The organism is Lentzea indica, assembly GCF_012184385.1.
GTDB lineage: Bacteria > Actinomycetota > Actinomycetes > Mycobacteriales > Pseudonocardiaceae > Lentzea > Lentzea indica.
Window position 1 is genome coordinate 1 of the sequence record NZ_VSRL01000070.1, and the last position, 13,141, is coordinate 13,141.

General features: G+C 68.0%; 12 protein-coding genes and 2 pseudogenes. 8 read left to right on the plus strand and 6 right to left on the minus strand.

What is annotated here, in order from left to right; genetic code table 11:
- A pseudogene (locus FXN61_RS50785) lies at positions 1-180 on the minus strand (hypothetical protein); the annotation flags it as partial.
- A gap of 264 nt (positions 181-444) precedes the next feature.
- Here FXN61_RS50785 and FXN61_RS20360 point away from each other — a divergent pair.
- Genes FXN61_RS20360 through FXN61_RS20370 form a run of 3 tightly spaced genes read left to right on the plus strand, consistent with a single transcriptional unit; the run spans position 445 to position 2,513 of the window.
- Complete coding sequence (locus tag FXN61_RS20360; RefSeq protein ID WP_167975637.1) at positions 445-1,134, plus strand: arsenate reductase/protein-tyrosine-phosphatase family protein; 690 nt, start codon at positions 445-447, stop codon at positions 1,132-1,134.
- Positions 1,127-1,783 (plus strand): arsenate reductase ArsC, encoded by a 657-nt coding sequence (locus FXN61_RS20365; RefSeq protein ID WP_167975638.1) that lies wholly within the window; start codon positions 1,127-1,129, stop codon positions 1,781-1,783. The genes FXN61_RS20360 and FXN61_RS20365 overlap by 8 nt, the downstream gene beginning before the upstream one ends.
- A gap of 22 nt (positions 1,784-1,805) precedes the next feature.
- Positions 1,806-2,513 carry an aquaporin gene (locus tag FXN61_RS20370; protein ID WP_167975639.1) on the plus strand — a complete coding sequence of 236 codons (708 nt, stop codon included), beginning with the start codon at positions 1,806-1,808 and terminating at the stop codon, positions 2,511-2,513.
- 52 nt (positions 2,514-2,565) lie between these two features.
- Here FXN61_RS20370 and aztD read toward each other — a convergent pair whose 3' ends face one another.
- The 3 genes and pseudogenes from aztD to aztB form a co-directional block, all read right to left on the minus strand.
- Complete coding sequence (gene aztD, locus FXN61_RS20375) at positions 2,566-3,729, minus strand: zinc metallochaperone AztD (protein ID WP_167975640.1); 1,164 nt, start codon at positions 3,727-3,729, stop codon at positions 2,566-2,568.
- Positions 3,730-3,763: 34 nt separating this feature from the next.
- Positions 3,764-4,672: a zinc ABC transporter substrate-binding protein AztC gene (aztC, locus tag FXN61_RS20380; protein ID WP_167975641.1), complete on the minus strand. Its 909-nt coding sequence runs from the start codon at positions 4,670-4,672 to the stop codon at positions 3,764-3,766.
- 1,172 nt (positions 4,673-5,844) lie between these two features.
- Positions 5,845-6,663: pseudogene (gene aztB / locus FXN61_RS52335) on the minus strand (zinc ABC transporter permease AztB); the annotation flags it as partial.
- 54 nt (positions 6,664-6,717) lie between these two features.
- Between aztB and aztA the strand changes: the two are divergent.
- On the plus strand, positions 6,718-7,416 hold the full coding sequence (gene aztA / locus FXN61_RS20390) for a zinc ABC transporter ATP-binding protein AztA (protein ID WP_167975643.1): 699 nt from the start codon (positions 6,718-6,720) through the stop codon (positions 7,414-7,416).
- Positions 7,417-7,693: 277 nt separating this feature from the next.
- A complete protein-coding gene (locus FXN61_RS20395) occupies positions 7,694-8,338 on the plus strand; it encodes a DedA family protein (protein ID WP_167975644.1) in 645 nt (214 codons plus the stop codon).
- A gap of 90 nt (positions 8,339-8,428) precedes the next feature.
- Here FXN61_RS20395 and FXN61_RS20400 read toward each other — a convergent pair whose 3' ends face one another.
- A complete protein-coding gene (locus tag FXN61_RS20400; RefSeq protein WP_167975645.1) occupies positions 8,429-8,944 on the minus strand; it encodes a DUF1269 domain-containing protein in 516 nt (171 codons plus the stop codon).
- A 187-nt stretch (positions 8,945-9,131) separates the two neighbouring features.
- On the opposite strand from FXN61_RS20400, the gene FXN61_RS20405 reads away from it, so the two are divergent.
- Genes FXN61_RS20405 through FXN61_RS20415 form a run of 3 tightly spaced genes read left to right on the plus strand, consistent with a single transcriptional unit; the run spans position 9,132 to position 11,592 of the window.
- Positions 9,132-9,758, plus strand: a complete 627-nt coding sequence (locus FXN61_RS20405) for a TetR/AcrR family transcriptional regulator (protein ID WP_167975646.1) — start codon at positions 9,132-9,134, stop codon at positions 9,756-9,758.
- A 16-nt stretch (positions 9,759-9,774) separates the two neighbouring features.
- Positions 9,775-10,956, plus strand: a complete 1,182-nt coding sequence (locus tag FXN61_RS20410) for a hypothetical protein (RefSeq protein ID WP_167975647.1) — start codon at positions 9,775-9,777, stop codon at positions 10,954-10,956.
- A 12-nt stretch (positions 10,957-10,968) separates the two neighbouring features.
- The gene (locus tag FXN61_RS20415; RefSeq protein WP_312877875.1) at positions 10,969-11,592 is read left to right on the plus strand and encodes a TetR/AcrR family transcriptional regulator; all 624 of its coding nucleotides are present in this window, start codon (positions 10,969-10,971) and stop codon (positions 11,590-11,592) included.
- On the opposite strand, the gene FXN61_RS20420 is transcribed toward FXN61_RS20415, so the two are convergent.
- Complete coding sequence (locus FXN61_RS20420; protein WP_167975648.1) at positions 11,589-13,133, minus strand: long-chain-fatty-acid--CoA ligase; 1,545 nt, start codon at positions 13,131-13,133, stop codon at positions 11,589-11,591. The genes FXN61_RS20415 and FXN61_RS20420 overlap by 4 nt on opposite strands.
- Positions 13,134-13,141: the final 8 nt, after the last annotated feature.

Here is a 13,141-nt window from a genome sequence, read left to right on the forward strand (position 1 = left end):
GGCTGGTGTCTGTGTCGCCGCCGGGTCGTAGCCGGCCACGGGGGAACCCGATGCCGCCAGCGCTTGCGCGTAGAGGGCACCTGCTTCACCCAAGCCGAGAACACCGATCCGCATGACTCCACGATGCGGATTGTCGATGAAATTGTCAACAATCTGGAAGTTCGACGGGTCACTGCCCATGTCTTCGGCGATCTTGTGACCCGATTTCGGCCATCGGGCACGTACGTCCCACTGGAGAGCAGGGGGTCTGACTTGCAGTCTGCCCCCGAACGTGAGCGAACTGGCTCAGTCGCGTGATCTCGACGAGATCGAGCGAAACCTCGGTCACCACGCCGGCCTCATCAACCAGCAGGCACAGCACCCGGCATCCCCGCCGCACCTGCATGTTGCTGAGCATCACGCCGGAGCTTGACTCCGCGCGATAGCTCAGTGAGTATTGAGTCAATGAACGTTGAGTGGTCTTCATCAGTGGTGTCGCGGGCGCGGCTGCATGCGGTGCTCGGTGAGCCCGCACGGCTGGCGATCGTGGACCGCCTGCTGCTCGGTGACGCCTCGCCCGGCGAGATCGGCAAGGAGCTGGGCTTGCCGAGCAACCTGCTGGCGCACCACGTGAAGCTGCTCGAGCAGGCCGGTGTCGTCGATCGGACTCGGTCAGAGGGCGATCATCGGCGCAGTTACCTGCGGTTGCGTCCGGACACGTTGACCGGACTGGTGCCCGCGGGTGCATTGCGGGCGCCTCGGGTGGTGTTCGTGTGCACGCACAACTCGGCTCGCTCCCAGTTGGCCGCCGCGCTGTGGAAACGGCGCAGCTCCGTGCCGTCGGCCTGTGCCGGTACCCAACCCGCGCAGCGCGTTCACCCGCTGGCCGTCGCGACGGCCAAGGCCCATGGCGTGTCGCTCGCTCGTGCTCGCACCGCGCACGTCAGCGACGTGGTGCAGCCGGATGATCTCGTTGTCGCGGTGTGCGACAACGCTCACGAAGAGCTCGCCAGGCAAGAACGGTTGCACTGGTCGGTGCCCGATCCGTCACGGGTTGGCACCGATGACGCTTTCGACACCGCGTTCCGTGATCTCGCCGACCGGGTCGACCGGCTGGCGTCCGCCGTCCATCTCCCCGGAGAGAGCGATGCCTGAATCCCACGACCTCGCCAGCATGCCCATCGACCAGCAGCTCGCCCTGCGCACCGCCGCGACCCGCCTGCAGGCGAAGTTCGACGGCGTGTTCGCCCAGGAGACCATCGAACGGTTCCTGCACACCAGCTACGACCAGTTCGCGTCCCACAGCACCGTGCCCAACTTCCTGCCGCTGCTCGCCGAGCGGTTCGCCGGCCAGCGGCTGCAGGCGCTGGCCAAGGTCGAGGGCCACGTCAACGACGACAAACCGATCGTGCTGTTCCTCTGTGTGCACAACGCCGGCCGTAGTCAGATGGCGCTCGGGTTCTTCAACCACCTCGCCGAGGATCGGGCGGTTGCGTGGTCGGGCGGCTCGGAGCCTGGCTACGAGATCAACCCGGCCGCGGTCGAGGCCATGCACGAGCGCGGCGTCGACATCTCCCGCGAGTTCCCCAAGCCCTGGACCGACGAGATCGTCCGCGCCGCCGACGTCGTGATCACCATGGGCTGCGGCGACGCCTGCCCGGTCTTCCCCGGCAAGCGGTACCTCGACTGGACGCTCGAGGACCCCGCTGGTCAGGGCGTTGACGCGGTGCGGCCGATCCGCGACGAGATCGAACGCAGGGTCCGCGGTCTGCTGGACGAGCTCGGCGTCGAAGCTCGCGTCTGAAAGTGTCTACAAAGGAGTGTCGATGGGGTTGACCCGCAAGCTGCTGGCCGAGTTCCTCGGCAGTGCGCTGCTGGCCGCGCTGGTGATCGGGTCCGGCATCGCGGCCCAGCGGCTCTCGCCGAACGACGTCGGGCTGCAGCTGCTGGAGAACGCGGCGGCGACCGCGGCCGGTCTCTACGCGATCATTCTCATCTTCGGACCGATCAGCGGCGCTCACTTCAACCCCGTCGTCTCCTTCGCCGACGCGGCGTTCGGCGGCCTGCCGTGGCGGCACGCCGTGGCCTACCTGCCCGCCCAGGTCCTCGGCTGCATCACCGGTGCGGTGCTCGCCAACGTCATGTTCGCCGCGCCGGTGGTCAGCGTCAGCACCACCGACCGCGCGACGTTCGCACACGGGGTCGCCGAGGTCGTCGCCACCGTCGGCCTGCTCCTGGTGATCTTCTCGCTGGCCAGGTCCGGCCGGGCTTCGACGGCTCCTGCGGCGGTCGGCGCCTACATCGGTGCCGCCTACTTCTTCACCAGCTCAACGAGTTTCGCCAACCCCGCCATCACCGTCGGCCGCATGTTCAGCGACACGTTCGCCGGCATCGCGCCGACTTCCGTGCCGTCGTATCTGCTTGCACAGGTGGTCGGTGGCGTGCTGGCCGTGTTGCTGCTGCGCACGCTCTACCCGACGATGCCCGCTGAGGCAGCGAAAGAGGTCGTGGTGCCGCACCCGACCGCTCCGTGAAGCGCCGTGCGGGCCCCGTACCGGGACCCGCACGGCGTCACGATCACGGCGCTCAGGCCGTGACGCCGCTGAGCTCGTTCTGCTTCTGCGCCAACGACGCCGTCGCCGTGATGGTGCCGGCGGCGAGGTCGATCCGGTGCAGCTGCTGCTTGTTCGGATCCGACACGTAGACGGTGCCGCCCCTGACGAAGATCGCAGGCCTCGGCTGCTGCCACTCCAGCGGTTCCTGCCAGCTGTCGGTGACCGGGATGGTGCGGGTGACCTCGGCCTTGGCGGGGTCGATCACGTGGATCTTGCCGTCGGTGCCGAGCACCAGCGCTTCACCCTGTGGGCCGCGCGCCAGCGAGCGGAAGGTGTAGCTGGCGCCGATGTCGACGAGCTTCAGGGTGCCGGTGGTGGTGTCGATCAGCGAGATCTGCGTCGGGCGTTCGAGCTCGGCGTCGGCGTCCTGCTTGTAGTCGCCGAGGACGATCGGGGAGTGGTCGCTGCCGGCCTGGTTGCCGATCCTGCCGTACTCCGTGGGGCTCTTCACCTTGGTGATCGCGCCGTTGCGGTAGATCAGCACCCCGTTCTGGCAGCCGATGACCACGACCTCGTCCTTCGCGGTCGCCTCACCGTGAACGCCGGGGCAGTCCTCGTTGCGGGTGATCTCCTTGCGGTTCTTGTCGAGGACCGCGATCCCGACGCGCTTGTCCTTGTTGCCGATGGTGACGATCAGTTCGCCGTTGGCCAGCTCGATCGCCACGCCGTGGTGAGGTTCGGCGGTCTTGTAGGTCTCGACCTTGCGCTCCGCACTGTCCATTGTGGCCTGATCGAGGATCCGGACCTCGCCGGTCGCGTCGGTGAACAGCACGGTGCGCCCGGCGTGCCGGACGACGTGGCCCGGCTCGGCGCCGGGGAACTCGACGTCGGTCAGCTTGCCGCCTGCGGCGTCGAGCATCCGGAACCCGTTCGGCGTCGACACCATCACGTGCTTGTCGTCGCCCGCAGGGTTGAGCCGGTTGAAGCCTGCCAGCTTGACGTCTGCCTTGACCTCGAGCGTCTTGCCGTCCAGCACGTAGATTCCGCCGTCATAGGTGACGGCGACCGGTTCGGCCACGGAGCCGGCGCCCGAAGCGGCTTGCGGCGCCTTCTCCGCACCGCAACCGGCAAGGACCAGCGTCGAGGCCACTGTGGACACCACGGCCGTGGTCCACGTTCGCGACCAGCTTTTCATCTGCTTCTCAACTTCCTCTTCAACAGGTATCGGGTCAGTCATCTGCGAGGCCGCGCACGATGGCCTCGGTGTTGGCGCGCGTCATCTCCAGGTAGGTCGCCGCTCCGCCACCCGCCGCGGTCAGCGACTCCGAGTACAGGGGGATGACCTTGACGTGCACGCCCGCCTGTTCGGCGAGCACGCGGGCCAGGCGGTCCGGTTGCGAGGAGTCGGCGAAGATCGCTCCGACGCCCGCAGCGCGAACGGCCTCCGCGAGCGCGGCCAGGTCGGACGCGCTGGGCGAGGCGAGCGTCGTCCCGCTGGGGATCACAGCCCCGACGAGCTGGAAGTCGAAACGCTGTGCCAGGTAGCCGAAGACGTGGTGGTTGGTGACCAGCTTGCGGCGCTGCGCCGGGATGGCCGCGAACCGCTCACCCGTCCAGCTGTCGAGCTTGTCGATCTCGCCGAGGTAGCGCGCGGTGTTGGCCCTGACCGCGTCGGCGTCGATGCCGTCGACGTGCTCGATGACGCGCTCGCTGATCACTTCGACCGCTTTGCGCACGCGTTTCGGGTCGGTCCAGAAGTGAGGATCTGGCTTTCCTGCAGCGTCTTCGGTGGTGTAGCTGATCGGGTCGATCTGGTCGCCCACCGACAGGGCAGGGACGTCGGCCTGCTCGGCCGCGCGGACGTGCCGGAGCACACCTTCCTCCAGCCCGAGTCCGTTGTAGACGATGAGCGCGGCGCTCTCCAGCCGTGCCGCCTCCTGCGCCGAGATCGCGAACGAGTGGGGGTCGGCGTTCGGCTTCATCAGCACGGTGACCGGTGCCGCGTCACCGACGATGTTGCGAGTGATGTCGCCGAGGATGTTGGTGGTGACCACGATGCCGTTGCGCTGCCCGTGTCCGCTGCCGCATCCGGCGAGCACCAGCAGGAGGGCGCAGGCCAACGCGAGGAGTCGCTTCATCGTCCGGTCTCCACCATGTGCGCCGGCTCGATCTCCAACCGGATCGTCCTGGCGACTCGCAGGTTGTCGTTGTAGTCGATCTCGTGGACGGCCCGCGCAGCAGCGTCGTTGACGTAGGCGCGGTTCGGGTCGACCTCGATCACCGGCGTCGCACTGCCCTCGGTGACGGGCGCGGAGAGCACCTGGCGTTGCGCGATCTGCTTGCCGGACTTGGTGTCGTAACCGTGCAGCACACCGTCCGCGGTCAGCGTCAGCAGCGGCCCTCCCTCGCCGACCGCGTTCACGGCGATGACGGGCCCGGTCTCCAGCAGCGTCCACTTCTTCGCCCGCACGTCCAGCGACCAGACGCCGAGGTGTCCCGCATTGGCGGCGAGCATCGTGCTGCCGGGCCGGTGGCGGAACTCGACGGCACGTTCGGCCTCGGACACGGCACGCGGATACGGGATCTTCTCGCCCGCGAAGGATCCGTCCTTCCCTGTCACCACAAGGGCCCCGTCGGCGCAGCCGAAGACGACGCCCCGCCGGGTCACCGCCTGGCCCCGCGGGCTCTGGCACGCCTGCCCGATCGTCGTCACGTCCTTGCCGTCCCTGGTCTTGACCGCCACCCGATCGGAACCCGCCACCAGCAGGTGTTCGGCGTACGGCAGCGCGACCCCGCCCTTGAGCTCACCGCGTGCGGTCACCGTGCCGCCGTCGAGGCCCTGCCGGTCGAGCAGACTCGTGTCACCGCGGCCGAACGCCACGGCCGTGAGGGTGGGATCGCTGTCCGCGTTCACCACTCCGTCTCCCGCGACGGAACCGACGTCCCTGGCCTTGGCGCGGTAGTAGTGCACGTGGTCGCCGTGATCGACCATCCAGGCACCGCTGTCGACGATCCGCACCGAGCCCTTGCCGGTCAGGTACGCGAAACGGCCGTCGCCGGTGATCGCCTGGACACCGTCCACCCTGCCGACGTCGGTCACTTCCTCGGTGATCAGATCGACGACCCGCACCGCACCGGTGTGCGCATCGGCCACGACCAGCCGGGACTGCGCCTCCGCGGTCTCCTCCGCGCCCTCGACGTAGCCGTGTGGCACTTCCTCCTTGGCGGGCTCCGTGCCACAACCGGCCAGCGGCAACACCAGGACCAGCGCGGCGATCAGCACCGCGTGCTGCCCGCCCGCGCCGGAGATCCGCACCCGGTCACGGACCTGGGCACCCAGCGCCGCCAGGAAGAACAGCGCGACGGCGATCAGCGCGATGGTCGCGCCCGCAGCCGTGCCCGCGTGCCACGAGACGAGCAGGCCGGCGACGGTCGCGATCACACCCAGCACCGCCGCGCCGAGCATGATCGTCGGGATGCGGCTCGCCCAGTACGTCGCGGCGGCCGGTGGGGCGATGAGCAGACCGAACACGAGCAACGTGCCGACCACCTGGAACGACGCCACGATCGCCAGAGTCACCAGACCGAGCAGCACCGCGTGCGCCAGCCGCGGGCGCATGCCCAGCGTCTGCGCCTTCCGCGGATCGAAGGTCAAGGCCACGAACGCGCGATGCCCCCACAGCGCCACCGGCGCGGCCACGGCCAGCGCCACGGCGAGGTGGCCGAGGTCCCGCCCGCGCACCGCCAGCACATCGCCGAAGAGGAACGCGGTCAGGTCCACCGCGAACGACTCGGAGTGCGACACGAGGATCACGCCCAGCGCCAGCATGCCCACGAACAACAGGCCGATGCTCGTGTCCTGGGAGAACCGTCTGGTACGTCCCAATGCCGTCACGCCGAACGCCATCGCGCCGGCGCTCGCCGCGGCACCGACGAACAGGTTGCCGCCCAACAAGGACGCGATCGCAACGCCGGGCAGCATCCCGTGCGACATCGCGTCACCGAGGAACGCCATGCCGCGCAACACGACCCACGTCCCGGCGAGCGCACATAAGCACGAGACGAGCACACCGGCCCACAACGCCCGCTGTACGAACGACACCTCGAACGGGGCAAGTAACCACTCCACGCCGGGGAACGATAGATTGAGAATGAAAATCATTACAGGGAGTTGGAGGGTGTCGTGACACACACTTCGGACAAGTCCGCGGTGCGGCTTCGCGGCCTGTCTGCCGGCTACGCCCGGCACACCGTGCTGCACGAGGTGACCGTGGAGGTCCCGCGCGCCAAGGTGACGGCGGTCGTGGGTCCCAACGGCTCCGGTAAGTCCACGCTGCTCGGCGTGCTCGCCGGCGTCATCACTCCTGCCGCGGGTGTCGTGGAGATCGGGACGCGGCGCCCCGCCTTCGTGGTGCAGCACTGCGCGGTCCCGACGGGGCTGCCGATCACCGTGTGGGAAACGGTCGCCATGGGCAGATGGGCGCACCGCGGCGCATGGCAACGACTGTCCAAAGAGGACAAGGCGCTGGTCGGTGCCGCCTTGGAGCGGACGGGGATCACCGATCTCGCCTCGCGCCGGCTCAGCTCGCTGTCCGGAGGGCAACGCCAGCGCGCCCTCCTGGCGCAGGCGTTCGCACAGGAGTCCGACCTGCTGCTGCTCGACGAACCGGACGCCGGTCTCGACTCACAATCCCGGCGCGACATCGCCGCCGCGATATCCCACGCTCAGGCCAACGGCGTGACGGTCATCCACGTCACGCACGACCTGGGCGAGGCATCGCGGGCGGACCACTGCCTGCTGCTCCAGAACGGGCGGCTGGCAGCCGAAGGTGACCCGCAGACCGTCCTTCAGCACCTTCGGGCGGAGCGGATGCCGGCATGAGGTGATCATGTCGGCCACGTCCACAATGGACACCGCGGGCGCCGGGCTTCCGAAGCCACCGCAAGTGGCCGATCGTCTGAAACATCGGGCTACCTGGCCGGAGCATCGTCCACCAGTAGGGGTTCACCCGTACTACCAAGGTCTACCACCGGCTCAGACCACGGGTCGATGCGCGTGCTGTGCCCGTTCCGGTGAACTGTTCGCCAGGAAGGCGTGATCGCGGTGGCACCCGTACGCCGTCCCACCGCCGAGACCACGTTTCTACTGGGGAGAGTCCATGGCCTTCTTGACCGATGCCCTCGAAGGGCTGGCCGGTCTGCCGCAGCCCGCCGTGCTGGCGGTGACGGGTGCGTTGACGCTGGCGGAGTGCACGCTCGGCGTGGGCTTCCTCGCGCCGGGGGAGAGCGCCCTTCTGCTGGCCTCGACGACGGTGACGAGCGTACCCAGGTTCCTGGTCATGTGGCTGGTGGTCTCGGTGTGCGCGGTGGCCGGCGACAGCATCGGGTACTACCTCGGCCGTCGTTTCGGTGACCGGCTGCGCGACAGCAAGGTGGTCCGCAAGGTGGGCCGGCAGCACTGGGACAAGGCGACCGATCTGCTGCGCCGCCGCGGGGCGTGGGCGGTGTTCTTCGCCAGGTTCATGCCTGTCGTGCGGACCCTGGTCCCGGCGTCGGCGGGTGCGTCGAAACTGGAGTACCGCCGGTTCCTGCCCGCCTCGATCGCGGGCGCGGTGTCCTGGTCGGCGCTGCACATCGGCATCGGCTCGGCCGCGGGTGCTTCGGCGAAGTACATCGAGTCCGTCTTCAACGGAGCGATGTGGGTCCTGCTGGCCGTCGCGGTGGTGATCGGCGTGGTCGTCGTGCTGCGCCGCCGCAAGCAGGCCGCCGCGGCAGAACCCAGGGAACTGGAGGAAGTCGCCTGAAACGGCTGTCCCGTCTCGCGGTGACACGAAGCCTCACCCGTGCGCTCGCGCATTCAACGCGAGCGCATCGGCAGGGACGAACCCCGTGCGTCAGGCAGACGGTTCGCTGACGGTTGCGGGCTGCGGGCTGAGGGTCGTGCGCAGGCGCAGTTCGTCTGCGGCGGACAGCGAGGTGTGCAGGACGTCGCCGCCGAAGTGGGCGATGCGGGGGAGCGCCTTGTCCTCGGTGGCGGCGATGACCAGGGCGATGACGGCGGCGCTGCCGGGTTCCAGGCGGTGGCCGAGCTGGGTGATGAAGGAGGTTTCGTCATCGTCGTCCTTGGACACCACGGCGGTGATGCCTCCGGCGGCCGCGCCGATCGCGGCGCCCAGCAGCGGCTGCAGCAGCAGTAGCCCGATCAGGCCGCCCCAGAGCGCGCCTTCTGCGGCCCCGGACACCACGGCGTCGGTCCCGGAATCGATCGTGACCTTGCCTTCCTCGTCGCGGACGACCAGGAGCGCGTCTGCCAGGTGCAGCGAGTGCTCGGTGTTGAGGCTCCGCAGTTCGGTCAGAACCTGCTTGGCGGTGGCCTCGTCGCGGTAGGCCACGGCGATCATGTCCGTCATGAAATTCCTCCTGGTGCCAAGGGAAACGACTTCGGGCCGGTCTCGGTGACAGTGCCAACGCTATAGTCGGTCGATCGACCAAGTCAATCGACCGACTTGTGATGTGGCCAACGCTGCGCCGGACAGGTGGGTCCGGGTAAAGTCGGTCGATCGACCAAGTCTGGTTCACTGGTGTTGAGGAGGCCGAATGGCCCACGTGCCCGCGGCTGTGCGCCGCAAGCAGATCATCGAGGCGGCTACCGCTGTCATCGCTCGCGAGGGCGTCGCGGGGGCCTCTACCCGTGCGATCGCCCGCGAGGCGGCAGTCCCTCTGGCGACCCTGCACTACGTCTTCGCCACCAAGGACGATGTGGTCGCCGGTGTCCTGGAAATGCTCCTCGACAAGGCGAAACTATCGATCGACCAGTGCGTGCAACGGGTCCTTGTCGCGTCTCCTGACGCAACGCGGGACCTGGCGCAGATCGTCGACCAACTGGTCCACGCCTACTGGGACGATATGCAGCAGGACCTGGGAAGCCAGCGTGTGCAGTACGAGCTCACCCTGCACGCCCTGCGCGCTCCGCAGGCCGGCAACGTGGGCCGTGCGCTGTACGAGTACTACCTCGACGCCACCGAGGGTCTCATCCGCGACGTCTGTGAGCGCACCGGCGAGACCGTCCATGCCTCAGTGCGAGACATCGCCCATCTGATCGTCTCCGGGATCGACGGAATCCTGTTGCAGAGCCTCATCGTCGCCGACCACGACCAGGCCCGCCGCAGCCTGGACAACCTCGTCGGGGCCGTGCTCGCCACGGCCACCCGGCCCCACGGCTGAACGGCAGGGTCACGACATGCCCGTCACCGCGTCGCGCGGCATGGTGCGTCAGACCGAACGCTGGTTCGTCCGGCACGGCGTGCCCACCATGATCGAGGGGTACGGCTTCGTCGGGCACGTGCTGCCCAGGATGTTGCCGACGCTGGTCTTCGTGTCACTGGCGAGCGTGACCTGGCTCGGGGTGCTCAGGCCCGCGGGCGCGGAGCGTGGGGTGCTGCTGGGCGGCGTGGCCGTGGTGGCGGTGGTGGCGTGGGCGGCAGTCGGTCTGTTCGTCCGGCGGTTGCCCCGTTTCTCCGGCACGGGCACCGTCGCGATCCTGGTCGCCTACGCGGCAATGCCGGCCATCGTGCCGTTGATGCAGCTCGTGGTCGACGACGACGTGACACCGCTGGGACCACGTGGCTTCGGATGGTTCGGGTTCGTCCTGTTCTTCGGCGCCGTCTTCGTCGTCACGCTGCTGGCCACCACGTACGGCCTCGGCAGGCTGGTGCGCCAAGCGCTGCGGCACACGGTCTACGACCTGCGCAACAGCGTGCAGCTGCTGGGCAGGGCACTGCCCATGATGCTGTTCGTCACGCTCTTCCTGTTCTTCACCGGCGAGTTGTGGCAGGCCATGAACCGGCTCACCTGGCTACGGCTGGCCCTGGTGGTCGCGCTGTTCGGTGTGATCACCGTGCTCGCCGCGGCCGCTCGCCTGCGCGACGAGATCGGCAGGGTGGAACAGGACCTCAGCTCGCCCTTCCTGTCGGCGGCGTGCCTCGGCACCCCGCTGGCCAAGGTGCCGATCGACGAGGTGACGACCGACGGCCCGCTGCCTCCGGTGTCCCTGAACGGCCGTCAGTCCCGCAACCTGCTGCTCGTGCTCGCCACCCGCCAGCTCGTGCAGGCGATCGTGGTCGGTGTGGCGCTGTTCGCGTTCTTCGTCGCCCTGGGGTTGATCGTGGTGCTGCCGGCGACAGCGGAGCAGTGGATCGGCGAACCGGTGGTGTACTTGGAGTTGTTGCCGACGGTGCCGGTTTCCTTGGTGCGCAACGCCATCCTCTTCGCCGGGTTCGGCAGCATGTACTTCGCGGTGACCTCGATGAGCGACGCCGACCACCGGCGGCAGTTCTTCGCCCCGATCATCGACGAGGTCGAACGCATACTCGCCGTCCGCGCGGTCTACCTGGCGGTGCGTGGCAACACCCGGTGTTCGTGATTGACTGGGGCCGTGCGATCGGAAAGTGGTATCGGCGATCTGCCGACGCTCGCTCAAACGGAGAGCGGGGACCTGTTCCGGCAGCGGTTGCTGGACGGAATGGCGAAGGCGATCCGTGAACGAGGTTATGCCGACACGACGATCGCCGACATCGTCCGGCACGCCTACACGTCCCGGCGCACCTTCTACGAATATTTTCCCGGCAAGAAGGAGTGCTTTCTCGCGCTGCACCATCGGCAGAACGTCGAGACGGCTCGAGAGATCACGGCGGGTGTCGATCCCCATGCGGATCTGGCCACCCAGGTACGACAGGCGATCCAGATCTGGCTCTCCAGGATGGAGGCCAATCCCGCGGTCGAGCTGAGCTGGTTCCGCGAGGTTCCCCAGCTGGGTGAAGAAGGCCGCCGGTTGCACCGCCAGTACCAGGACGCCTTCGTCACCGTGATCCGCAGGCTGACCGACACGGACGACCTCCGTGCGGCCGGTGTACAGCCGGCATCGCGGCAGACAGTGATCATGTTGCTGGGTGGACTGAACGAACTCGCCGCCGTCATGCTCGAGGACGGCGGCGACATCCGTGACATCACCGATGCCGCGGTCGACTGCACTCTGGCGCTGCTGGGCCCGCGGCACTAGGTGCGGAGTTCGCGCTTGAGGATCTTGCCGGTCGCGGTCATCGGCAGGGTGTCGCGGAACTCGACGAGGCGCGGGTACTTGTAACCGGCCATGGTCCGCTTGCACCACTCGACCAGGTCGGCCTCGGTCACCTCCATTCCCGGCTTGCGGATGACGTACGCCTTGACTTCCTCGCCGTGGCGCTCGTGCGGCACGCCGAGCACCGCGACGAGACTGACCGCGGGATGGGTGAGGAGCACCTCCTCCACCTCGCGCGGGTACACGTTGAACCCTCCGCGTACGACCATGTCCTTGGCGCGGTCGACGATGTAGTAGTAGCCGTCGGGGTCGCGGCGGCCGATGTCGCCGGTGCGGAACCAGCCGTCGTTGATGGCCTCCTCGGTGGCTTCTGGCCGGCCGAGGTACCCCTTCATGACGTTGTGGCCGCGGATCGCGATCTCCCCGGCCTCGCCTTCGGGCACGTCGTTCCAGTTGTCGTCGATCAGCCTGACCCGCACGCCCCAGATCGGCTGGCCGATCGAACCCGGCTTGGCCGCCTGGCCGGGGTGGTTGAAGGTGGCGACGGGGCTGGTTTCCGAAAGCCCGTACCCTTCGCGGACCTCGACACCGAAAACCCTGTGGATCTGGACGAGGATCTCCACTGGAAGAGCGGCGCCGCCGGAGACCGCCATCCGCAGATTGCCCGCGATCTTGTCCACGTCGATGTTGTCGGCGGACACACCGAGCAGGCTCCAGTACATGGTCGGCACTCCGGCGAAGAACGTCACGTTCTCCCGGCTCATCAACGACAGTGCGGAGTTCGGGTCGAACCTGGGCAGCAGCACGAGCGTGGCGCCGGTCCCGAAGCCGGCGTTCATCTGCACTGTCTGGCCGAAGGAGTGGAACAGCGGAAGGGTGACCAGGTGGACGTCGTGGTCCACCACCCCGAACAGCCGGTGGCAGGTGAGCGCGTTGAGCACCATGTTGGCGTGCGACAGTTCCGCGCCTTTCGGCTCGCCGGTGGTGCCGCTGGTGTAGAGGATCACTGCGGTGTCGCCTGGCTCGGTGGCCACGGTGTCGAACTGTGGTGACGCGGCGGCCATCGACGCGCCGAGCGTGACGGCGTTCTTGATGGGTGACGGTGCTGCGGGGTCCGCGGTGATCAGGAAGAAGTGCTCGCAGGCGGCGACGCCCTCGCATCCGATCCACCCCTCGGCACCGAGTGGAAGCTCCGCACTGCCTTCGAAACAGAAGTACGCCTTCGCGCCGGAGTCGGCCAGGTGGTAGGCGATCTCTCTCGCCTTCAACAGCACGTTCAGCGGAACCACGACCGCGCCAGCTTTGAGGATGCCGTAGTACACGATTGGGAAGTACGGCACGTTGGCGCACGACAGCGCGACGCGGTCGCCTGGCCGAATTCCGCGCTCTGTAAGAAGGTTTGCGACCTGGTTGGCTGCGGCGTTCACGGCGGCATAGGAAAGCTGAGTGTCACCAAGGACAACGGCATCACGCTCCGGCAGCCGTTGTGCGCTGTCCTCGAGCATCATCGCGAGATTGAGCAATGCGCTTT